Origin of the sequence: Bradyrhizobium barranii subsp. apii, from assembly GCF_011516635.5 — a bacterium.
GTDB classification, from domain to species: Bacteria; Pseudomonadota; Alphaproteobacteria; order Rhizobiales; family Xanthobacteraceae; genus Bradyrhizobium; species Bradyrhizobium barranii.
This window is the reverse complement of the sequence record NZ_CP096255.1, coordinates 3,661,790-3,681,734: the sequence shown is the minus strand read 5'-3', so window position 1 is coordinate 3,681,734 and position 19,945 is coordinate 3,661,790. Positions and strand designations below refer to the sequence as shown.

The window sequence follows — 19,945 nt, the reverse complement described above, 5'->3', positions numbered from 1 at the left end:
CGAGCAACGATTTCCGGCGGCGCACGTCAACTGTTGCACCAATCTTAAAAGCGTGCAACAAATGTTTCATGGCCGAGCCCGCGAAATCCTCGCCCTTGAGCGAACTGCGCATTGCGTTGCCATCGCTCCCCCTGCGCCTGCAGGAGGTCGGCCGCTTCGTTGCCGCCAATGACTACGACGCCACCACCCGTTCGATGCGCGATCTCGCCGCCGAGGCCGGCGCCGACCCGGCTGCATTCACGCGGCTTGCCAAGGCCATCGGCTATTCCGGCTGGGACCAGTTGCGCGCGGCACTCACCGAAGCGCGGCGGCCTTCGCAGATCTCACCTTTCTCGGGCCGCGCCAAGAGCCGCCGTCACGGCCCGAACGCCGATGTCGCGCTCGTCACCGACAAGCTCGAGGCCGAGGGCGCCGGCCTTCTGCGCATTCCGGCCCAGCCGATTGCGGATGCAGCCCGCGCGCTGCACGACGCCAAGCGGATCTGGATTGCCGGTTACCGAAGCTGCCGGAGCGTCGCGGAGCTCTTGAACTACGAGCTCCGGCTGTTCCGTCCCGAACAGGTGCAACTCGTCGGCGCATCCGGCCCCGACGATCTCGATCTCGGCGCCTTTCGTACCGGCGAAGCCGTCATCGTCATCGGCTTCCTGCCCTACACGCATGCGAGCGTCCGCGTTGCGCAGGCCGCCCATCGTGCCGGCGCAGCGCTGATCGCGATCGCGGACAGCCTCTCGGCGCCGATGGCAGAAGGCGCCGACCACGTGCTGCTGTTCGAGGCGGCCTCGTCCCCCGGCTTCTTCCCGAGTCTCACGGGTGCCATCGCGATTGCGCAATCGCTCGCGGCGGTCACATTCTCGCTCGGCGGCACGGCCGCGAAGAAGCGCCTGGAAACCACCGAGGCGCGGCTCGCCGCGGCCTCTACATACGTTTCAGAGAAAGGTTGACCCATGGCCGCTCGCACCAGCCGCGTGCTGCACCGTTCGTTGCGCGAAACGCCGCCCAAGGCGATCGGCGGCGAAGGCGTCTATCTCTTCGCCGAGGACGGGCGGCGCGTGATCGACGCCTCCGGCGGCGCAGCCGTCTCCTGCCTCGGCCATCAGCATCCGCGCGTGATCGCGGCGATCGCAAAACAAGCCTCGACGCTGGCCTATGCGCACACCGCCTTCTTCTCCTCCGAGCCGGCCGAGGTGCTGGCCGAGACGCTGGTCGGGCATGAACCCGGCGGTCTCGCCTACGCCTATTTCGTCAGCGGCGGATCGGAGGCGATCGAAGCCAGCATCAAGCTGGCGCGGCAGTATTTCATCGAGCGCGGCGAGCCGCAGCGGCAGCACTTCATTGCGCGGCGGCAGAGCTATCACGGCAACACGCTCGGCGCGCTCGCCGCCGGTGGCAATGCCTGGCGGCGCGCGCCCTATGCGCCCCTGCTGTCCGGTGCCTTCAGCCATGTGACGCCGGCCTTCGCCTATCACGAGAAGCACGAGGGCGAATCCGATGCGCAGTTCGTGGCGCGACTGGCCGCGGAGCTCGAAGCCGAATTTCAGCGGCTTGGCCCCGACACCGTCGCCGCGTTCCTCGCCGAGCCCGTCGTCGGTGCCACTGCCGGTGCGGTGACGGCACCGGACGGCTACTTTAAGGCGGTGCGCGAGATCTGCGACCGGCATGGCGCTCTCCTCATCCTCGACGAAGTCATGAGCGGCATGGGCCGCACCGGCACGACGCACGCCTGGGAGCAGGAGGGCGTTGCTCCTGATATCCAGGCGATCGCAAAGGGCCTCGGCGGCGGCTACCAGCCGATCGGCGCGATGCTCGCGAGCGGCAAGATCATCGACACCATCCGCTCGGGCTCCGGCGCGTTCCAGCATGGCCACACTTATCTGGCGCATCCCCTCGCCTGCGCGGCCGCGCTCGCGGTGCAGGACGTGATCCGCGAGGACCGCCTGCTCGACCGCGTCAAGGAGCGCGGCAAGCAGCTCGAGCAACGCCTGACCGAGCGCTTCGGCAATCACCGCCATGTCGGCGACATCAGGGGCCGCGGCCTGTTCTGGGCGATCGAGCTCGTCGCCGATCGCGCCGGCCGCGCCTCGTTCGATCCCGCGCTCAAGCTGAACCAGAAGATCAAGGCGGAAGCCTTCGCCAACGGGCTCGGCTGCTATCCCGGTGGCGGTACCGTGGACGGCGTCCGTGGCGACCATGTGCTGCTGGCGCCGCCCTATATCGCTTCGGCTGCCGAGATCGATCTGATCGTCGACAAGCTCGGCACCGCCGTCGACAACGTGTTGCGTAGTGTCAATCACTGAGGGGAGAGTCATATGATGAGGAAAGTGGTTATCGTAGCCAGCATGCTCGCGGCATCGACGGTTGCCGGGTCGGCGGCGACGCTCGACACGGTGAAGAGCCGCGGCACGCTGATCTGCGGCGTCAGCGCCGGCTTTGCCGGTTTCTCCGCGCCGGACTCGCAGGGCAATTACAAGGGTCTCGACGTCGATTATTGCCGCGCGCTCGCGGCCGGCGTGCTCGGCGACGCCAGCAAGGTGCGCTACGTCTCGCTGACCGCGCAGAATCGCTTCACCGCGCTGCAATCGGGCGAGATCGACGTACTCTACCGCAACTCGACGCAGACCTATCTGCGCGGCGTGACGCTGGGCCTCCGCCAGGGGCCGGTCAACTTCTATGACGGCCAGGGCTTTGTCGTGAAGAAGGACCTCGGCGTGAAGGAGATCAAGGATCTGAAGGGTGCGACTGTCTGCGTCGCGCAGGGCACCACGCATGAAGTCACGCTCGGCGATTACGGCCGCGCCAACGGCATCGACTGGAAGCCGCTGGTGTTCGACCGCGTCGACACCATGTACCAGACCTTCTTCGGCGGCCGCTGCGATGCCATGACCCAGGACGCCTCCGCGCTCGCCGGCGCGGTCACGACCGCGGCGCCGAATCCGGCCGACTACGTCGTGCTGCCGCAGACCATCAGCAAGGAGCCGCTCGGGCCGTTCACCCGCAATGGTGACGAGGTCTGGAGCGACATCATCACCTGGTTGCATTACGGCCTGATCGAGGCCGAGGAGCTCGGTGTCACGCAAGGCAATGTCGATGAGATGGCGAAGTCACAGACGCCGGCGGTCCAGCGCCTGCTGGGTGCCTCCGGCGATCTCGGCTCGCGGCTCGGTCTCGACAACAAATGGCTGGTGACGGTGATCAAGGCCACCGGCAATTACGGCGAGATCTACGAGCGCAATGTCGGCAAGGCGAGCCCGCTCAAGCTCGACCGCGGCCTCAACGGCCTCTGGAGCAAGGGCGGCTTGATGTACGCGGTGCCGTTCAAGTAAACGGTGCTTCACCTCTCCCCGCCTGCGGGGAGAGGTCGACCGCGCAGCGGTCGGGTGAGGGGGAGCCTCCGCGAATTCATCCCTCACTTTAAACGTGGATAGAGCCCCTCACCCCGACCCTCTCCCCGTAAGAACGGGGAGAGGGAGAAGAGACACCGATGCGCATCGCCCTCATCCACGCCCTCAAGCATTCCATCGCGCCGATCGAGGCTGCGTTCGCGAAGGCGTGGCCAGAGGCGCGGCTGATGAACCTGCTCGACGACAGCCTGTCGGCGGATCTGGCCCGCGACGGCGTGCTCAACGATGCCATGACCGAGCGCTTCCTCGCGCTCGGCGACTATGCGGCAGCTACGGGAGCGAACGGAATCCTGTTCACCTGCTCGGCCTTCGGCCCCTGCATCGAGGCCGTAGCGCGCGCACATGCGCCGATGCCCGTGCTGAAGCCGAACGAGGCGATGATCGAGCAGGCCGTGACCATGGGCAAGCGCATTGGCCTGCTCTCGACCTTCCCGCCGACACTGGCCTCGATGCCACCGGAGTTTCCGGCCTCCGCCCAGGTCGTGCCGAAACTCGCCGAGGGCGCGCTGGCCGCGCTCGATCGCGGCGACCGCGCCACGCACGACAGGCTGATTGTCGAGGCTTCAAAGGACTTGCGCGACTGCGACGTCATTGCGCTTGCGCAATTCAGCATCGCGGCAACCGCGCCGCTGGTCGCCGAAGCCACCGGCCGCCCGGTCGTGACGACCCCGGACAGCGCGGTCGACAAGCTGATGAGGCTGCTGAAAGCGAAGGCCTAGGCGCCGGCCTTTTTCCGACGACGCGCATCCTTGATCGCAGCAGCAAGCGCGGCCTTCGTTTCGTTCACAAAGTCCTCGACCAGTTCCTCGCGCGTGGCATGCGCGGCCTCGCCGGTGAACAGGCCCTGCTCGGCCAGCATCACGACGCCATGCAACGCCGCCCAGATCTTGAGGGCTTGCCGTTCGCGCAAGAAGCCGACCGCCGGTGCCTCGAGGGCTTCGATCACCAGCGCAAAAGTCTCGCGCGTGGCGTCGTGCAGCTCGCTGCCCTTCGCCGCGCATGACACGGTGCGGGAAGCGAACATCAGGCGATAGATGCCGTTGCGGCGCAGACCGAAATCGAGCGTCGCCTGCGCCAGCCGCGACAGTTTCGATTGCTTCGACGGCTTCGCCATCGCCTCGCGCAGAAGTGCACTGAGCTGCCGGAACGCCTCCGCCGTCACCGCCGTTAGCAGCCCATCACGGTCGGCAAAATGCCGATACGGCGCCGGCTGCGAGACGCCGAGCTGTTTGGCAAGCGCCTTGATGCTGATCGCCTCGGCGCCGCCCTGCTCCGCCTCGCGCAGCGCAGCCTTGATCAAGGCGTCACGGAGATCGCCATGGTGGTAGGTATTCTCCGGCTTACGGACGAGTTGTGAACGCATGTTGCGTCAAGCCTATAAGTTTGCCCTTGACAGGGGAAGCCCGCCGCGAATGTAATAGGATATAACTTAAAGCGGCGGCAAATGCCGCCGATAAAATTGACATGAGGAACGCGCGGCCTTCGGGTCCCGCGCACACGACCGAGGAAGCCGCCATGACAGAGCGACTGAGGGTTCACGTCGATCCCGACAAATGCCAGGGCCACGCGCGCTGCAAGGCGCTCGCGCCGGAGCTGTTCGAGCTCGACGAATACGGCAACGCCCATGAGGCCGGGGACGGCACCGTGCCGCCCGGCCTCGAAGACAAGGCTTGGCTTGCCAAATCCAATTGCCCGGAAATCGCAATCGATGTGATCGAGGAGTAGCGCGGGTCCCGGCCCGCTTGCGTGCTTTTAGCGAACACGAGCCCCAAGGGATTTCCCGTATGTCCGACGTCAGCCAGCCTGTCGCCCACCCGCCCGTCACCGACTGGGTCCATGATTTCGACCACACCGATCCGCAATGGACGGACGATCCCTTCCCGATCTGGGAGGAGCTGCGGGCCGCGAGCCCGGTCGTGCACACCGAGCGCTTCCTCGGCTGCTACATGCCGACGACCTATGAGGCCGTGCGCGAGATCGCCAACGACTCCGAACATTTCTCCTCGCGCCGCATCATCGTCCGTGACGTTCGGCCCGAAGTCGCCAGGAACGCCGCTCCGCCGATCACCTCCGACCCGCCCGTGCACAAGCCGGCCAAGCAATTGCTGTTGCCGCCGTTCACGCCGGACGCGATGAAGAAGCTGGAACCGCGGATGCGCGCGATCTGCAACGAGCTGATCGACGGGTTCATCGCCGATGGCAAGGTCGATGCCGCAGCGCGCTACAGCAAATATATTCCGGTTCAGGCCATCGCCCACATGCTCGGCATTCCCGAGAGCGACAGCGATCTGTTCATCGACTGGATCCACATGATCCTCGAGCTCGGCATCAAGGACGAGAACAAGCTGCTCCAGGCCGTGCAGGAGATGAGCGCCTATTTCAGGACGCATATCGAGGAGCGCAGATCGAAGCCGACCGGCGACCTGATTTCCTATTTGATGAACGCCAAGGACAAGGAAGGCCAGCCGCTGGAAGAGTCCCATGTGCTGGGTTCGCTGCGGCTGCTCCTGATCGCCGGCATCGACACCACCTGGAGTGCGATCGGCTCCTCGCTCTGGCATCTCGCGAAAACGCCGGCCGACCGCGAACGGCTGATCGCCGAGCCCGGGCTGATCCCGATCGCCGTGGAGGAGCTGCTGCGGGCCTATTCGCCGGTGACCATGGCCCGTGAGGTGGTCAAGGAGACCACGATCTCGGGCTGCCCGGTCAAGGCGGGCAATATGGTGCTGCTGTCCTTCCCGGCCGCGAACCGTGATCCCAAGATGTTTCCGGACGCTGACAAAGTCGTGATCGACCGCCGCGAAAACCGCCACGCCGCCTTTGGCCTCGGCATCCACCGCTGCGTCGGTTCCAACCTTGCACGCATGGAGATGCAGGTTGCGCTGGAGGAATGGCTGAAGCGGATCCCGGACTTCACCCTCGATCCGGCAGGCACGGTGACCTGGTCACAGGGCACGGTGAGAGGCCCCCGCCAGTTGCCATTTCTGTTCGGAAAGGCGATGTAGACCTTTCCAAGACCAACGGAGAGAGGCCGGACGTGACAGAGCAAGCAACCCTACCGGCCTCTGATCACATCGACATCGACATCGACATCGCCGACGCCAAACGGCGGATCAAGCCGATCTTCATCGGCTCGATCGGCAATCTCGTCGAGTGGTACGACTTTTACGCCTATACGGCGTTCGCGCTCTATTTCGCTCCGGCCTTCTTCCCCGGCAACGACCCCGTCGTCCAGCAACTGAACGTCGCCGTGGTGTTCGCGGCGACCTTCCTGATGCGCCCCCTGGGCGGCTGGCTGTTCGGCTACATCGCGGATCATTTCGGCCGGCGCATCTCGCTGACCTTGTCGGTCGTCTTCATGTGCTTCGGCTCGCTGATCATCGCGCTGACGCCGACCTATGCGACCATCGGTTTCGCCGCGCCGGTGATCCTGGCGCTCGCCCGCGTCATCGAAGGCCTGAGCCTCGGCGGCGAATATGGTGCCAGCGCGACCTATCTCAGCGAGGTTGCCGATCCCAAGCATCGCGGCTTCTATTCGAGCTTTCAATACGTCACGTTGATCGGCGGCCAGCTCACCGCGATCATCGTGCTGCTGCTCCTGCAAAAGGTCTTCCTCACGCCGGAGGAGCTCAGAGCCTGGGGCTGGCGCATCCCGTTTGCGATCGGCGCGGCGCTGGCGATCTTTGCCGCAGTGATGCGGCGCAATTTGCACGAGACTGAGGCCTTCGAGGAAGCCAGGAAGGTGGTGAAGCCGACCGGCTCGCTGGCCAATCTGCTACGCTACCCGCGCGAGTTGCTGCTGGTAGTCGGCCTCACGGCCGGCGGCACCGCGGCGTTCTACACCTTCACCACCTACATGCAGACGTTCGTCAAGCTCTCGGTCGGCCTGACCGAGGACCAGACCACCTTCGTGATCTTCGGCACGCTGATCTTCGCGACCATCCTGCAGCCGATCTACGGCGCGATCTCCGACAAGATCGGCCGCAAACCACTGCTGATCTTCTTCGGTGTCGCCGGCACGCTCGCGACCGTGCCTCTCCTGATGACGCTGAAGGAGACCAAGTCGCCTTTCATGGCCTTCATTCTGATCTGCTGCGCCTGGCTGTTCGTCGCCGGATACACCTCGATCAACGCTGTGGTGAAGGCCGAGTTGTTCCCGACCAATGTCCGCGCCCTCGGCGTCGGCCTGCCCTACGCCATCACGGTCTCGATCTTCGGCGGCACGGCGCCGGCGATCGCGCTCTATTTCAAGAGCATCGGGCATGAGGAGTGGTTCTACTACTATCTCGCCGGCGTCATCTGCATGTCGCTAATCATCTATTCCACCATGCGTGACACCAAGCACGCCTCCGCGATGCATCGCCACGAGTAGCTCATGGCCGACGACAACGAGCCGCCCGACAGCAAGCTGACGCGCACCAAGGAGAAGTGGGCGCGCGAAGGCCGCTTCCTCACGGGCCGCGTTACGCGACCGGAGGATCAGCGGCTGCCGCCGGGCCAGCATCTCACCAAGGACTGGCCGGTGCTCGATCTCGGAGTCGTGCCGCCGGTTTCGCGCGAACGCTGGCGGCTCGACGTTTACGGGGCGATCGAGACCCCCGTGTTCTGGACCTTTGCCGAATTTACGGCGCAGAAGCAGGCGCAGATCACCTCCGACATCCATTGCGTGACGACCTGGTCGCGCTACGACAATCAATGGGAAGGGCTCGCGACGCGCGAGCTGCTAGCAGCTTGCCAGCCGCGCGAGGACGCGCGCTTCGTGGTCCTGCATTCCCATGACGGCTACACCACCAACCTCACGCTGGAAGACTTTGCCGCCGAGGAAGCCCTGCTCGCCCACAGCTGGTCGGGTCAGCCGCTGACCGAAGAGCACGGCGGCCCGGTACGGCTCGTCGTGCCGCATCTGTATTTCTGGAAGAGCGCCAAATGGCTTCAGGCCATCGAATTCCTGACCGAGGACGCGCCGGGCTTTTGGGAAGTTCGCGGCTATCATAACCGCGGCGATCCCTGGGCCGAGCAGCGTTATTCAGCCGACTAGATTCAAGCAAGGACGGGGGAAGCCCATGCCGACCGAACGCTTTCAATTCACCGGCGAAGGTGGCCATCAACTGGCCGCCGCGCTGGAGCTGCCGGATGGCGAGCCCAGGGCCTACGCGCTGTTCGCGCACTGCTTCACCTGCGGCAAGGACACGCTGGCGGCAAAACGCATCTCGGTCGCGCTCGCCGCCAAGGGCATTGCGGTGCTGCGCTTCGACTTCACCGGGCTCGGCTCCAGCGAAGGCGATTTCGCCAATTCGACGTTCTCCTCCAACGTCGCCGACCTCATGCGCGCCGCCGATCATCTGCGCCAGGTCAGCACGGCGCCGTCGATCCTGATCGGCCACAGCCTCGGTGGTGCCGCGATCCTCGCCGCCGCCGGAAGGATTCCGGAAGCCAAGGCTGTCGTGACCATCGCGGCGCCGTCCGATCCCGCTCACGTCACCGGTCTGTTCAGCGAGCAGCTCGACAGCATCCGCGCGCAGGGCGAAGTCGAGGTCTCGCTCGCGGGGCGCCCGTTCCGCATCAAGCGCGAATTCCTCGACGACATCGCCGAGCAAGAACTGATGAAGGACATCACCGGCCTGCACAAGGCCCTGCTGGTGATGCAGTCCCCTGTCGACGACACCGTCGGCATCGACAATGCGACCAAGATTTTCGTTGCGGCAAGACACCCCAAGAGCTTCGTCTCGCTCGACCACGCCGATCATCTCCTGACCAAGCCGGCCGACGCCCTCTACGCGGCCGACGTGATCGCGGCCTGGGCCAGCCGCTACATCGACACCGCGAAGCCCGCGAAAGCGACGGATATCGCGGAAGAGCCGCGCAAAGTGGTGGTGCAGGAAACCCGCAAGAGCAAATTCAACCAGGCCATCACCGTCGGCCCGCACCATCTGGTGGCTGACGAGCCGGTCGCCGCTGGCGGCGAGGATGCCGGCCCCGGCCCTTACGACTTCCTGCTCGCCGGGCTGGGTGCCTGCACCTCCATGACCATGCGCCTCTATGCTGATCGCAAATCGCTGCCGCTCGATCGCGTCACGGTCACGCTGAAGCATTCGAAAATCTACGCCAAGGACTGCGCGGAGTGCGAGACGCGCGATGGCATGCTCGACCAGATCGAGCGCGACATCGCGATCGACGGCGCGCTCGATGCGGAGCAACGCAAGAAGCTGATGGAGATCGCCGACAAATGTCCGGTGCACCGGACGCTGACCTCGGAGATCCGCATCGTGACGAAGGCCGTGGACTAGCGCGCTATTGTTTAAGCATGATCTTTTCGGAAAACCGCTTCACACTTTTCCGGATCACGCTCTAGAAGCACGACGCCATCGTCCGCACCGCCGCGCTGATCTCATTCTCGCGCCAGGCCGCGAAGCCGAGCAGCAGGCCATGGTCGCGTGGACGGCCGAGCGCCAGGCTGGACAGGGCCCGCGTTTCGACGCCTGCCTCGACCAGCCGTTGCACCGCCGCCTGATCGGCGCGACTGCGCTTGAGGCGGGCGACCAACTGGATACCGCCCGAGGGCACTTCAGCGGAGAGAACTTCGCCCAGATGGCGCTCCAGTCCCTCGACGAGGTGATCGCGGCGCGCGTGATAGAGCCGTCGCATCCGGCGCAGATGCGCGAGAAAATGCCCGTCTGCGATGAACTCCGCCAGCGCTTCCTGGATGTGGCTGGAGGCGATCAGCCCGATGTGCCGCTGTGCGATCTCCAGGGTGCCGACCAGCCCTGGTGGCGCGACGACATAGCCGAGCCGGATATCCGACGTCATCGCCTTCGAAAACGTTCCGACATAGAACACGCGGCCATGGGCGTCTAACCCCTGCAGGGCCGGCACCGGCCGGCTGTCATAGTGGAATTCGCCGTCGTAATCGTCTTCGACAATCCAGGTCTCGCCTGGCCTGCTCATGCCCAGGAATTCGGTGCGGCGCGCGAGCGACATCAGCCGCCCGGTCGGATGTTGATGCGAGGGCGTCATGAAGATGAGCTTTGGCGCAGTCATGCCCGGCATCCGCTGCATGCCCTGCTCATCCAGCTTCATCCCCATCACGCGCGCGCCGGAGGCGCGGAAGGCCGCCGCAGCGCCGGGATAGCCGGGGTCCTCGACCCAGACATCGTCGCCGGGCGTGATGAGCGCAGCCGCAATCAGGGTCAGAGCGGCCTGCGCGCTCGGCAGGATCAGGATCTGGTCTGCGGCGGCGCGGACGCCCCTGGCGCAGTCGCGTCCGGTTGACCGGTCCAAGCTCGCGCTTGGCTGCGCGCACCGCGCTGCGGCGCAGGCAGCGGGCCCACACTTCGTTCGGAAACTCCCGCGCATCTCCATGCCCCGGACGCAGGGGTTTTAGCGGCGCCTGATAGGACATCGGCCAGTCGGTCTGCTTGAGCTTCGACGCCCAGGGCGAGAGCCGCGGTTTGCCAGAGCGGACGCTCGGTGTGACGGCGCCTGTCCCTTCGTTACGGCCGCCGTCTACCGTGACCATGGGACGACGACCGTGCGACGCCTCGAGATATCCCTCGGCGGCGAGTTGCTCGAAGGCATAAGTGACGGTGTTGCGCGAGACGCCGAGATCGCTCGCAAGCCGACGGCTCGACGGCAGCGCGCGGCCTTTGCCGAGTCGACCGGTCGCGATCAGGCCGCGAAGCTGGCTCGTCAGTTGCGCCGTCAACCCCTCGTCGTCGGTCCGCTTCAGCTCGATCAGGGCGGAGATCACACCTTCCGAAACTGGCACCTTATTCCTTTCCGATCTGGCACTTTTTCAGGTGCCAATCCGGATGCTATCGGCCGGACTGGACTGCTTCAAGGATTTTGCGATGAACTCCCTCTCCTCCCGCGCAGCCGTCGGCCTGTTCCTCATCGTCGTGCTGGCCTGGGTAGTGAACTGGTCGGTGACGAAGCAACTCGTCCAGTTCCTTCCGCCACTATGGACTTCGGCGATCAGGAGCTGGATCGCGCTGGCCGGATTGCTCGTGATCCTCGGGCTGAGCAACAACCTGATGATCCCGGAGCGGCGCGACATTCCGGTGATCCTGAGCGTCGCGCTGCTGCACATGACGGTGTTCTCGGTTCTGGTTGCGGCCGGTGTGCGCTTCCTGCCCGCGAGCAAAGCGATCGTGCTCGGCTACACCACGCCGCTCTGGGTCGCGATCGCCGCGCCCTTGCTGGGGAAGGATACGCTGACGGCGCCCAAGCTCGCCGGCGCCTTGCTCGGGCTGATCGGCCTTGCCGTGATCCTGAACCCCACGTCGATCGATTGGACCAATACCAACGTCCTGCTCGGGGCCGGCATGGTCGTCCTGGCCGCGATGTCCTGGGCCGCGAACATCATCTATATGAGCGCGCATCGCTGGATTGCATCGCCGCTCCAGCTCCTGCTCTGGCAGGTGCTCGTGGCGACGATCGTACTGACGGGATCGGCTGTTATCATGGAGGGCCCGCCGCACGCGGAATGGTCGTGGAAGCTCGTGCTGCTTTTCCTGTATTCCGGCCTGATCGGAACGGCGCTGGCCTATTGGGCGATGTCGATGGTCAACAAGAGCATCTCGGCCCTGACGACGTCGCTCGGCACCACCGGGACGCCGCTCGTCGGTATCGCCAGTGCTGCGATCCTGCTGGGCGAGCCAATCAACATGAGTCTTGCCGTCGCGGCCGGACTGATCGTCACCGGCATCGGTCTCGCGACGCTGGGCGACCGGCTGCTGCGCGGTCAAGCCACCGCGAGCGGCTGAACCCGCAGTGCACCGCGCAGGCCGGCCGACGTGCCGAGCAGGATGCCGGCGACCGCGACGAACGAGCCCAGAGCAAGCGTCGATACGCCGGTGAGCCCCTGACCGATCGAGCAGCCGAACGCCATCACGCCGCCTATCCCCATCAGCGCTGCACCGCCGGCCGAGCGCAGCATGTGGCGCGGCGACGAATAACCTTCGAGGTGGAAACGGCCCGTGGCGAGCGCGGTGACGAGGCTGCCGGCGAGAACGCCGGCAACGGTGGCGATGCCGAAGTTGAGCGTCAGACCGGTCGAAAGCATGGCGTATTGCAGCGCGTCCGCGATCGGCGCGACGAAGGTCAGCGACGTCACCGGGACCGGATTGAAATCGTCGGCGCCGAGATAGCCGGTGACGAACCAGCCGCTGGCGACCAGGAGGCCGACGACGACACCGGCTGCAATCTGGCCGGGCGAACGCCGGAACGCCGGGTGCGCGAACGCAAACAGGATCAGCGCAACGACGATTGCAGCAGCGGTCAGCGCGCGCGAGACCGCTTCACCGGGACCGAGCGTCGCCAAGAGTGACGGCAGCGAATTGGCGTTGACGGTCGTTTGCGAGGCCTGAACCAGCGCAATGCGCGCCGGCGCGATCAGGCCCTTGAGCGTCATCTGCGCGGCGATGGCGAGCACGATCACGACGACGAAGGAGCGGAGATTGCCGCGGCCGAGCAGCACCAGCGCCCGCGAGCCGCAACCGTTCGACAGCACCATGCCGTAGCCGAACAACAGGCCGCCGAGGAACAGCACCGGCACTGAAAAGGATTGTTGCAGATAGATCGACTTGCCGAGATCGACCATGCCGCTACCGGCAAGGAATTGGCTCGCAGCAACCGCAACAGCAATCGCCATCGCAAAGGTCCGCACCAGCCGCCCGTCTCCTTCGGCCAGCCAGCCGCGCATGCTGCTCATCAGGCAGAACCCGCTGAGCAGGCCCACGGCGCCATAGATGAGCCCGATGACGAGGCCGGCAAGGATGACGAGTTGGGTGGACGAGTCCATGGTTAGGGCTTCAGGATCACGCGATCCCGCGACGAACCGGCGACCGCGACATAGGCCTCCTTGGCGCGCTCCAGCGGATAGACGGCATTCGGCTTGATCGGGAACGGCTTCAGGTGACCGCTCGCAAAGCCGGGGCCGAGGTCGCGCAGCACCGCGCCGGTCGCGGCCGAGGACAGCCCGAGCGTGTCGATGCCGACATAGGTGTGTTGCCCGCGGTAGAATTCGAGGATGTTGAACTGCACGATGCGGTCGATCGCGGCGATCAGGATCTGGCGGCCGCGCAATCCGAGCGACTTGTGCGCGGCCTGGAAATAGGGATCGCCGACCGTGTTGAAGACGATGTCGGCCCCCTTGCCGCCGGTCAGTTCGCGCACGCGCGTGGCGGCATCGGTCGCCGAGGCGTCAATCGTCTCGATGGCTGCGTTGGCATGGCCCTCATAGGCTTCCGCCTTGCGCACCACGCCGATGACGCGCGCGCCCTGCCAGGTCGCGATCTGGACCGCGGCCTGACCGACCTTGCCGTTGACGCCGAACACCAGCACGGTTTCGCCGGGCTTCGGAATGCCGGCGCGGCGAAAGCCTTCCATTGCGGTGACGAAGGGCACGCCGATGCCGGCGGCCTCCTCCCAGGACACCGTCTTCGGCTTCTCCACCACGGCGTCAGCTTCGACGACGAGATGGCTGGCATGGGTGCCGTCACGGCGGATGCCGAGATCGCCGGAGGAGCCGAACACCTCGCAGCCGATCGTATCGGCCGGCCCGTCAATCACCACGCCAGCATAATCGCGGCCGGGCGTGCGGGGGAAGACTGCATAGGGCATCAGCCCGGTCGCGGCCTTCACATCGGACGGGTTGACGGCGGCGGCCTTGATCTCGATCAGGAGATCCTTCGGACCGCGCGTGAGCATATGACGCTCGATCAGCGGCGCGATCGCCGCAGCATTGTCGGCCTTGGCATTGAGGCGGACGCAGCGCGCTTCGACGGTTTTGCGATCGGCTGATGACATCGAAAGACCCACGATTTCTCGCGGGCCTTGTCGCCTTTGGGACCGGTCAAGTCAACCGCTTCCCCTCGTCCTGAGGAGCCGCACGAGCGGCGTCTCGAAGGATGCAGGCCCGCGCCGCAGCATCCGGGCCTTCATGGTTCGAGACGCGCCTTTGGCGCTCCTCACCATGACGAGAGACGGCTAATCCTTCGGCCGCTTGTCGTAGAGACGTTTGGCCTTGCCCAGCGAGCGCTCCAGCGTGGCGGGGGCGACCACCCGCACGTTGGAGCTGATTCCGATGGTGTTCTTGATGTGGGTCGAAATGCGGTCGGCGTGATCGACGAGCCCCCGGCCGTCCCAGCTCTCCGGGCGCGCCTCGGCAATGATGGTCAGCTCGTCCATGCGGCCTTCGCGGGTGAGTTCAAGAATGAAATGCCCGCCGCACCAGTCGGTCGCAAGCAACACCTCCTCGATCTGGGTCGGGAACAGGTTGACGCCGCGCAGGATGATCATGTCGTCGGAGCGGCCCGTCACCTTCTCCATCCGCCGCATGCCCGGCCGCGCCGTGCCCGGCAGCAGCCGCGTCAGGTCGCGGGTCCGATAGCGGATCACCGGGAAGGCTTCCTTGGTCAGCGAGGTGAAGACCAGCTCGCCCTTCGCGCCGTCCGGCAGCACCGCGCCGGTTTCGGGATCGATCACCTCGGGATAGAAATGGTCCTCCCAGATGTGCAGGCCGTCCTTGGTCTCGATGCATTCTTGCGCAACGCCTGGACCGATCACCTCCGAGAGGCCATAGATGTCGGTCGCATCCATGTCGAAGGCATCCTCAATCTCCCCGCGCATCGCATTGGTCCAGGGCTCGGCGCCAAAGATGCCGACCTTGAGCGAGCATTGGCGCGGGTCGAGCTTCTGGCGCTTGAACTCGTCGAGGATCGCCAGCATGTAGCTCGGCGTCACCGTGATGATGTCGGGTCGGAAGTCGTTGATGAGTTGCACCTGCCGCTCGGTCATGCCGCCGAAGATCGGCACCACGGTGCAACCAAGTTTTTCGGCGCCGTAGTGCACGCCCAATCCGCCGGTAAACAGGCCGTAGCCATAGGCGTTGTGGATGATCATGCCCGTGCGGCCGCCGGCGGCGCGAATCGAGCGCGCCATCACCTCGGACCAGGTGTCGATGTCGCGCTGCGTATAGCCCACCACGATCGGCTTTCCCGTGGTGCCGGAGGAGGCATGCACGCGCACCAGCTTTTCGCGGGGCACGGCGAACATGTTGAACGGATAATTGTCGCGCAGATCCGTCTTCACGGTGAACGGGAATTTCGCGAGATCGGAGAGTTCGCGAAAGTCGGACGGATGCACGCCGGCCTTGTCGAAGGCCTGGCGGTAATGCGCGACGTTGTCGTAGGCGTGCTTCAGCGACCAGGCCAGCCGCTGCTTTTGCAGCGCCATGATCTCGTCACGCGACGCGCGCTCATGCGCGTCCATCTCGGCACTATAGGTGTTGCCACCTTCCTTGAGCCTCGTCAGAGCCATCCTCGTTTCCCCACATTGGTTGGTTCTTTTTATTGGCCACGTGCCGGGAATGACACGCGAATGCCCCCGGAATTCCGCGATGACGGTGTCGCCAGCTGTCACGCGCACATCGTAGATGCCTGAGCGTCCGCCACGGCTGACCTCGCGCGCTCTTGCAACGAGGCGGTCACCAAGCTTGCCCGGCTTGATGAAGGTGATCTGGCCCTGTGCCGCCACGACACGTTCATTGTGCGAATTGCAGGCAAAGGCGAAGGCGGAATCGGCCAGCGTGAAGATGAAGCCGCCATGGGCGATGCGCTGGCCGTTGACCATGTCCGGCCGCACATTCATCGCCAGCGTCGCGAAGCCTGGACCGATCTCGACGATCTCCATGCCGAGACCCTTGGAGGCATCGTCCTCCGCCCACATCGCGTCGGCGCAGGCGCGGGCAACATCCTCCGGCGACAGGTTGGCTTTGACGTTCACGCGCTTCTCCCGGCCAAATGTTTGGCCACAATGCTCTGCTGCCCGGCCATAACTGTCAAACGTGATCGTAATCGACGACGACCCGCTCCGATGATGGCTTTGCCTGGCAGGTCAGGACGAAGCCGGCCTTTAATTCCCACGGCTCCAGCGAATAGTTGATGTCCATCGGCGCCTCGCCCTCGACCAGCTTGGCGCGGCAGGTCGAGCACATGCCGCCCTTGCAGGCGAAGGGAAGATCGACGCCGGCGCGCAGCGCGGCATCGAGGATCGCCTCATCTTCGGCGACCGGCACGTCGCGGCGCTTGCCGTCGATGATCAGCGAGGCGATCGCCTTCGGCGGCGCGTCGGGTGCAACGATCTTCTTCGGTCGCGGCTTGCCGCCGAATTCGGAGACGAAGCGCTCCACGTGGATGCGCTCTTCCGCGATACCGAGATCGCGACAGGTCACCTCGATCTCCTCGCTCATGCCAAGGGGGCCACAGATGAAGACATGGTCGACACTGGCGGCCGGCACCAGCGAGCGCAGCAACACCCTCACCTTGTCGCCGTCGAGCCGGCCATGCAGGATCGGGATGTCCTGCTCCTCGCCGGAGATGACGTGGAAGATCGAGAGGCGATCGATGAAGCGGTCCTTCAGCTCCTCAAGTGCCTCCAGGAACATGATGTTGTCGGTGGCGCGGTTGCCGTAGAACAGGAAGAAGCGGCTGTGCGGCTCGCGCGCGAGCACGCCCTTGACGATCGACAGGATCGGTGTGATGCCGGAGCCCGCGGCAAAGCCGACATGGATGCGTCCGCTATCTGCCGGCGGGATCACGCCGAAGCGCCCGGTCGGCGTCATGACGTCGAGCTCGTCGCCGCATTTGAGTTCATCCGCCGCCCAGTTCGAAAATGCTCCGCCGTCAATCTTCTTCACGGCAATGCGGATCTCGCCATCGTCAGGACCCGAGCAGATCGAATAGGAGCGCCGGACTTCCTCGCCATCCAGCATGGTGCGGAGCGTGAGGTACTGGCCGGGCGCGAAAGCGTAGTCGCCCGCGAGTTCGCCGGGGACCGCGAAGGTCATGGACACGGCATCGGCCGCCTCGCGGCGGAGGTCGTTGACGGTCAGGCGATGAAAGCGCGGTGCGGCTGCGGACATGATCAATGACACTTGAAATAATCGAAGGGTTCGCGGCAGGCCTTGCAGCGCCACAGCGCCTTGCAGGAGGTCGAGCCGAATTCGGACAGCAGCTCGGTCTTGTCAGAGCCGCATTGCGGGCACGCGATGGCCTGCTCGCCGAACAGCGCGCGACGTGAGCTGGAGGCCTGCGGCGGCGCGATGCCGTAGGCGTGCAGCATGCGGCGGCCCTCTTCGCTCATCCAGTCGGTGGTCCAGGCCGGCGACAGCACGGTGCGCACTTTCGGCTGGCGAAAACCGGCGCGTTCCAACGCGAGCTCGATTTCGAACGCGATCATGTTCATGGCCGGGCAGCCCGAGTAAGTCGGGGTGATCGCGACCTCGACATGATCGCCGTCGAGCACGACATCGCGCAGCACGCCGAGATCGGCGATGGTCAGCACCGGGATTTCGGGGTCAACGACGCCCGCCGCGGCGTCCCAGGCGCGCCGGCGCAGCTCACTGTCGCGGTCCAGCACCGTCACCATGTCTGCCCTGGAAAAGTACGCTGCATCGACTGAAGATCGGACAGGAGATGACCGAGATGCTCGCTGTGGCGGCCCACGCGGCCGCCCTGCTGCATCCAGTCATTCTGCGGCAGCGTGAGTGTTGCTTCGCTGACGACATCGGAGAGCGTCGTCAGCCAGCGACCGCGCAAGCTGCCGGGATCAATCGCGATACCGGCATGGATCAGGGCGCGCTCTCCGTCATCGACGGCGAACATCTCACCGGTGAAGGCCCAGAGGTGATCGATCGCGGCCTGCGCCCTGGCGTGACTCTCACTGGTGCCGTCGCCGAGCCGAATGATCCATTCCGAGGCGTGGCGCAGATGATAGGCGCTCTCCTTCTCGGACTTGGCGGCAATGGCCGCAAGCGTCGGATCACGCGAGGCCATCATCGCCCGCCAATAGAGGTCGGCGAAGGCGGAATAGAAGAACTGCCGCACCAGGGTCTGGGCAAAGTCGCCATTCGGCTGCTCGACCAGCAGCAGGTTGCGGTACTGCCTGACGTCGCGCAGGTAAGCGAGCTTGTCCTCGTTGTTATCCTTGCCTTCGGCTTTGGCTGCGTAGGTGTAGAGCTCACGCGCCTGGCCGATGAGATCGAGCGCGATATTGGAGAGCGCCATGTCCTCTTCCAGCATCGGCGCATGTCCGCACCATTCCGACAGACGATGACCGAGAATCAGCGCATCGTCGGCGCGGCGTAGCGCGTAGAGTACCAGCGGCGTTTCCGCGACCTGGATGTTGGCCACAAGCATCACATGTGCCCCACTTCCTCTGGCACCTCATAGAAGGTCGGATGCCGGTAGATTTTCGATTCCGCCGGCTCGAACATCATGCCCTTCTCGGCGGGATCGCTCGCGGTGATCGCGATCGACGGAACGACCCAGATCGACAGGCCCTCGCCGCGGCGGGTGTAGATGTCGCGCGCGGCCTGCAGCGCCATGGTGGCGTCGTTCGCATGCAGCGAGCCGACATGCTTGTGCGCGAGCCCGTTGCGGCTGCGAATGAAGACTTCCCACAGCGGCGTGTCGGCGTGGCCATCGTGATCTCCTTATTCCGCGGCTTGTGCGGTCTGACGCTGCGCGCGCTTTGCGGCATAGCTAGCTGCCGCCTCACGCACCCAGGCGCCCTCATCGTGCGCCTTGCGACGCGCGGCAAGCCGATCGCGGTTGCACGGGCCGTTGCCGGCGAGCACCTGCTTGAATTCGGTCCAGTCGATCTCGCTGTAGCGCCAGTGCCCTTCGGCGTCCTGCGTCATGCCGGGATCGGGAATGGTGAGGCCGAGATATTGCGCCTGCGGCACGGTGGCATCGACGAACTTCTGGCGCAGCTCGTCATTGGAGAAGCGCTTGATCCTCCACTTCGTCGATGTGTCGCTGTGCTGGCTCGTCGCATCGGGCGGACCGAACATCATCAGCACCGGCCACCACCACCTGTTCAGCGCATCCTGTGCCATCGCCTTCTGCTCATCCGAGCCGCGGCACAGCGTCAGCATGATCTCGTAACCCTGGCGCTGGTGGAACGATTCCTCCTTGCAGACGCGGATCATCGCGCGTGCATAAGGGCCATAGGAGCAGCGGCACAGCGGGATCTGGTTCATGATCGCGGCGCCGTCGACCAGCCAGCCGATGGTGCCGATATCGGCCCAGGTCAGCGTCGGATAGTTGAAGATCGAGGAATATTTGGCCTTGCCGGCAAGCATGGCATCGACCAGCTCTTCGCGCGAGGTGCCGAGCGTTTCGGCGGCGGCGTAGAGATAGAGTCCGTGGCCGCACTCGTCCTGCACCTTGGCCAGCAGCGCCGCCTTGCGGCGCAAGGTCGGCGCGCGCGTGATCCAGTTGCCCTCAGGCAGCATGCCGACGATTTCGGAATGGGCGTGCTGGGAGATCTGGCGGGTGAGCGTCTTGCGATAGGCCGCCGGCATCCAGTCGTTCGGCTCGATGCGCTCCTCGGCATCAATGCGGGCCTGGAACTGCGCAGCCTTGGCCGCGTCCTCAAGACCGCGATCGTCGGTCTCGGCCGTGTTCAGCGCCTGGGTATACATGCGCATCCTCCCGTTTATTGGGAGGCAATATATAACAGAAATTACTTCATGCAAGATATTT

19 protein-coding genes and 2 pseudogenes are annotated in these 19,945 nt (G+C 65.1%); 10 read left to right on the top strand and 11 right to left on the bottom strand.

Annotation, left to right across the window (positions count from 1 at the left end):
* The first annotated feature begins 68 nt into the window (after positions 1-68).
* From HAP41_RS17495 to HAP41_RS17480, 4 genes are all read left to right on the top strand, one after another.
* Positions 69-941, top strand: coding sequence for a MurR/RpiR family transcriptional regulator (locus HAP41_RS17495; RefSeq protein ID WP_166099120.1), 873 nt, complete (start codon positions 69-71; stop codon positions 939-941).
* A gap of 3 nt (positions 942-944) precedes the next feature.
* Positions 945-2,294 (top strand): aspartate aminotransferase family protein, encoded by a 1,350-nt coding sequence (locus tag HAP41_RS17490; protein ID WP_166099125.1) that lies wholly within the window; start codon positions 945-947, stop codon positions 2,292-2,294.
* 12 nt (positions 2,295-2,306) lie between these two features.
* Positions 2,307-3,320, top strand: a complete 1,014-nt coding sequence (locus HAP41_RS17485) for an amino acid ABC transporter substrate-binding protein (protein ID WP_166099128.1) — start codon at positions 2,307-2,309, stop codon at positions 3,318-3,320.
* A 158-nt stretch (positions 3,321-3,478) separates the two neighbouring features.
* Positions 3,479-4,117, top strand: coding sequence for an aspartate/glutamate racemase family protein (locus HAP41_RS17480; protein WP_166099135.1), 639 nt, complete (start codon positions 3,479-3,481; stop codon positions 4,115-4,117).
* Here HAP41_RS17480 and HAP41_RS17475 read toward each other — a convergent pair.
* Positions 4,114-4,761, bottom strand: a complete 648-nt coding sequence (locus HAP41_RS17475; RefSeq protein WP_166099138.1) for a TetR/AcrR family transcriptional regulator — start codon at positions 4,759-4,761, stop codon at positions 4,114-4,116. The two genes, HAP41_RS17480 and HAP41_RS17475, sit on opposite strands and share 4 nt — an antisense overlap.
* 152 nt (positions 4,762-4,913) lie before the next feature.
* Between HAP41_RS17475 and HAP41_RS17470 the strand changes: the two genes are divergently transcribed.
* The 5 genes from HAP41_RS17470 to HAP41_RS17450 are packed head-to-tail and all read left to right on the top strand — an operon-like array spanning position 4,914 to position 9,685.
* Positions 4,914-5,123, top strand: a complete 210-nt coding sequence (locus tag HAP41_RS17470) for a ferredoxin (RefSeq protein ID WP_007607931.1) — start codon at positions 4,914-4,916, stop codon at positions 5,121-5,123.
* A gap of 59 nt (positions 5,124-5,182) precedes the next feature.
* Positions 5,183-6,403: a cytochrome P450 gene (locus HAP41_RS17465; RefSeq protein ID WP_166099143.1), complete on the top strand. Its 1,221-nt coding sequence runs from the start codon at positions 5,183-5,185 to the stop codon at positions 6,401-6,403.
* A 32-nt stretch (positions 6,404-6,435) separates the two neighbouring features.
* Complete coding sequence (locus tag HAP41_RS17460; RefSeq protein ID WP_166099148.1) at positions 6,436-7,770, top strand: MFS transporter; 1,335 nt, start codon at positions 6,436-6,438, stop codon at positions 7,768-7,770.
* A 3-nt stretch (positions 7,771-7,773) separates the two neighbouring features.
* Positions 7,774-8,436: a sulfite oxidase-like oxidoreductase gene (locus tag HAP41_RS17455; protein ID WP_166099151.1), complete on the top strand. Its 663-nt coding sequence runs from the start codon at positions 7,774-7,776 to the stop codon at positions 8,434-8,436.
* 25 nt (positions 8,437-8,461) lie between these two features.
* Positions 8,462-9,685, top strand: a complete 1,224-nt coding sequence (locus tag HAP41_RS17450) for a bifunctional alpha/beta hydrolase/OsmC family protein (protein WP_166099154.1) — start codon at positions 8,462-8,464, stop codon at positions 9,683-9,685.
* 61 nt (positions 9,686-9,746) lie between these two features.
* Here HAP41_RS17450 and pdxR read toward each other — a convergent pair.
* Positions 9,747-11,145 (bottom strand): annotated as a pseudogene (gene pdxR / locus HAP41_RS17445) (MocR-like pyridoxine biosynthesis transcription factor PdxR).
* Between the two features lie 100 nt (positions 11,146-11,245).
* Between pdxR and HAP41_RS17440 the strand changes: the two are divergent.
* The gene (locus tag HAP41_RS17440; RefSeq protein ID WP_166099157.1) at positions 11,246-12,160 is read left to right on the top strand and encodes a DMT family transporter; all 915 of its coding nucleotides are present in this window, start codon (positions 11,246-11,248) and stop codon (positions 12,158-12,160) included.
* On the opposite strand, the gene HAP41_RS17435 is transcribed toward HAP41_RS17440, so the two are convergent.
* The 9 genes and pseudogenes from HAP41_RS17435 to paaA form a co-directional block, all read right to left on the bottom strand.
* A complete protein-coding gene (locus tag HAP41_RS17435) occupies positions 12,139-13,197 on the bottom strand; it encodes a YeeE/YedE family protein (RefSeq protein ID WP_166099164.1) in 1,059 nt (352 codons plus the stop codon). The two genes, HAP41_RS17440 and HAP41_RS17435, sit on opposite strands and share 22 nt — an antisense overlap.
* Before the next feature lie 2 nt (positions 13,198-13,199).
* Entirely contained in the window at positions 13,200-14,204 is a 1,005-nt protein-coding gene (locus tag HAP41_RS17430; protein ID WP_166099171.1) for a quinone oxidoreductase family protein, read from the bottom strand.
* 180 nt (positions 14,205-14,384) lie between these two features.
* Positions 14,385-15,716: a phenylacetate--CoA ligase PaaK gene (gene paaK / locus HAP41_RS17425; RefSeq protein WP_175618473.1), complete on the bottom strand. Its 1,332-nt coding sequence runs from the start codon at positions 15,714-15,716 to the stop codon at positions 14,385-14,387.
* A gap of 36 nt (positions 15,717-15,752) precedes the next feature.
* Positions 15,753-16,181, bottom strand: a pseudogene (paaI, locus tag HAP41_RS51025) (hydroxyphenylacetyl-CoA thioesterase PaaI); the annotation flags it as partial.
* Positions 16,182-16,236: 55 nt separating this feature from the next.
* Positions 16,237-17,319, bottom strand: a complete 1,083-nt coding sequence (gene paaE / locus HAP41_RS17415) for a 1,2-phenylacetyl-CoA epoxidase subunit PaaE (RefSeq protein WP_166099176.1) — start codon at positions 17,317-17,319, stop codon at positions 16,237-16,239.
* Positions 17,320-17,321: 2 nt separating this feature from the next.
* Positions 17,322-17,825 carry a 1,2-phenylacetyl-CoA epoxidase subunit PaaD gene (gene paaD / locus HAP41_RS17410; protein WP_166099178.1) on the bottom strand — a complete coding sequence of 168 codons (504 nt, stop codon included), beginning with the start codon at positions 17,823-17,825 and terminating at the stop codon, positions 17,322-17,324.
* Positions 17,819-18,595 (bottom strand): 1,2-phenylacetyl-CoA epoxidase subunit PaaC, encoded by a 777-nt coding sequence (paaC, locus tag HAP41_RS17405; RefSeq protein ID WP_166099182.1) that lies wholly within the window; start codon positions 18,593-18,595, stop codon positions 17,819-17,821. Before paaC ends, paaD begins: the two co-directional genes overlap by 7 nt.
* Positions 18,595-18,861: a 1,2-phenylacetyl-CoA epoxidase subunit PaaB gene (gene paaB / locus HAP41_RS17400; RefSeq protein ID WP_248577235.1), complete on the bottom strand. Its 267-nt coding sequence runs from the start codon at positions 18,859-18,861 to the stop codon at positions 18,595-18,597. The genes paaC and paaB overlap by 1 nt, the downstream gene beginning before the upstream one ends.
* A 30-nt stretch (positions 18,862-18,891) precedes the next feature.
* Positions 18,892-19,884, bottom strand: coding sequence for a 1,2-phenylacetyl-CoA epoxidase subunit PaaA (paaA, locus tag HAP41_RS17395; RefSeq protein ID WP_166099190.1), 993 nt, complete (start codon positions 19,882-19,884; stop codon positions 18,892-18,894).
* Positions 19,885-19,945: the final 61 nt, after the last annotated feature.

What these genes read in the sequence shown, in the direction of transcription:
- HAP41_RS17495 (WP_166099120.1), top strand. Translation starts at nt 69, where the DNA reads ATGGCCGAGCCCGCGAAATCCTCGCCCTTGAGCGAACTGCGCATTGCG.
- HAP41_RS17490 (WP_166099125.1), top strand. Translation starts at nt 945, where the DNA reads ATGGCCGCTCGCACCAGCCGCGTGCTGCACCGTTCGTTGCGCGAAACG.
- HAP41_RS17485 (WP_166099128.1), top strand. Translation starts at nt 2,307, where the DNA reads ATGATGAGGAAAGTGGTTATCGTAGCCAGCATGCTCGCGGCATCGACG.
- HAP41_RS17480 (WP_166099135.1), top strand. Translation starts at nt 3,479, where the DNA reads ATGCGCATCGCCCTCATCCACGCCCTCAAGCATTCCATCGCGCCGATC.
- HAP41_RS17475 (WP_166099138.1), bottom strand. Translation starts at nt 4,761, where the DNA reads ATGCGTTCACAACTCGTCCGTAAGCCGGAGAATACCTACCACCATGGC.
- HAP41_RS17470 (WP_007607931.1), top strand. Translation starts at nt 4,914, where the DNA reads ATGACAGAGCGACTGAGGGTTCACGTCGATCCCGACAAATGCCAGGGC.
- HAP41_RS17465 (WP_166099143.1), top strand. Translation starts at nt 5,183, where the DNA reads ATGTCCGACGTCAGCCAGCCTGTCGCCCACCCGCCCGTCACCGACTGG.
- HAP41_RS17455 (WP_166099151.1), top strand. Translation starts at nt 7,774, where the DNA reads ATGGCCGACGACAACGAGCCGCCCGACAGCAAGCTGACGCGCACCAAG.
- HAP41_RS17450 (WP_166099154.1), top strand. Translation starts at nt 8,462, where the DNA reads ATGCCGACCGAACGCTTTCAATTCACCGGCGAAGGTGGCCATCAACTG.
- HAP41_RS17440 (WP_166099157.1), top strand. Translation starts at nt 11,246, where the DNA reads ATGAACTCCCTCTCCTCCCGCGCAGCCGTCGGCCTGTTCCTCATCGTC.
- HAP41_RS17435 (WP_166099164.1), bottom strand. Translation starts at nt 13,197, where the DNA reads ATGGACTCGTCCACCCAACTCGTCATCCTTGCCGGCCTCGTCATCGGG.
- HAP41_RS17430 (WP_166099171.1), bottom strand. Translation starts at nt 14,204, where the DNA reads ATGTCATCAGCCGATCGCAAAACCGTCGAAGCGCGCTGCGTCCGCCTC.
- paaK (WP_175618473.1), bottom strand. Translation starts at nt 15,716, where the DNA reads ATGGCTCTGACGAGGCTCAAGGAAGGTGGCAACACCTATAGTGCCGAG.
- paaE (WP_166099176.1), bottom strand. Translation starts at nt 17,319, where the DNA reads ATGTCCGCAGCCGCACCGCGCTTTCATCGCCTGACCGTCAACGACCTC.
- paaD (WP_166099178.1), bottom strand. Translation starts at nt 17,825, where the DNA reads ATGGTGACGGTGCTGGACCGCGACAGTGAGCTGCGCCGGCGCGCCTGG.
- paaC (WP_166099182.1), bottom strand. Translation starts at nt 18,595, where the DNA reads ATGCTTGTGGCCAACATCCAGGTCGCGGAAACGCCGCTGGTACTCTAC.
- paaA (WP_166099190.1), bottom strand. Translation starts at nt 19,884, where the DNA reads ATGTATACCCAGGCGCTGAACACGGCCGAGACCGACGATCGCGGTCTT.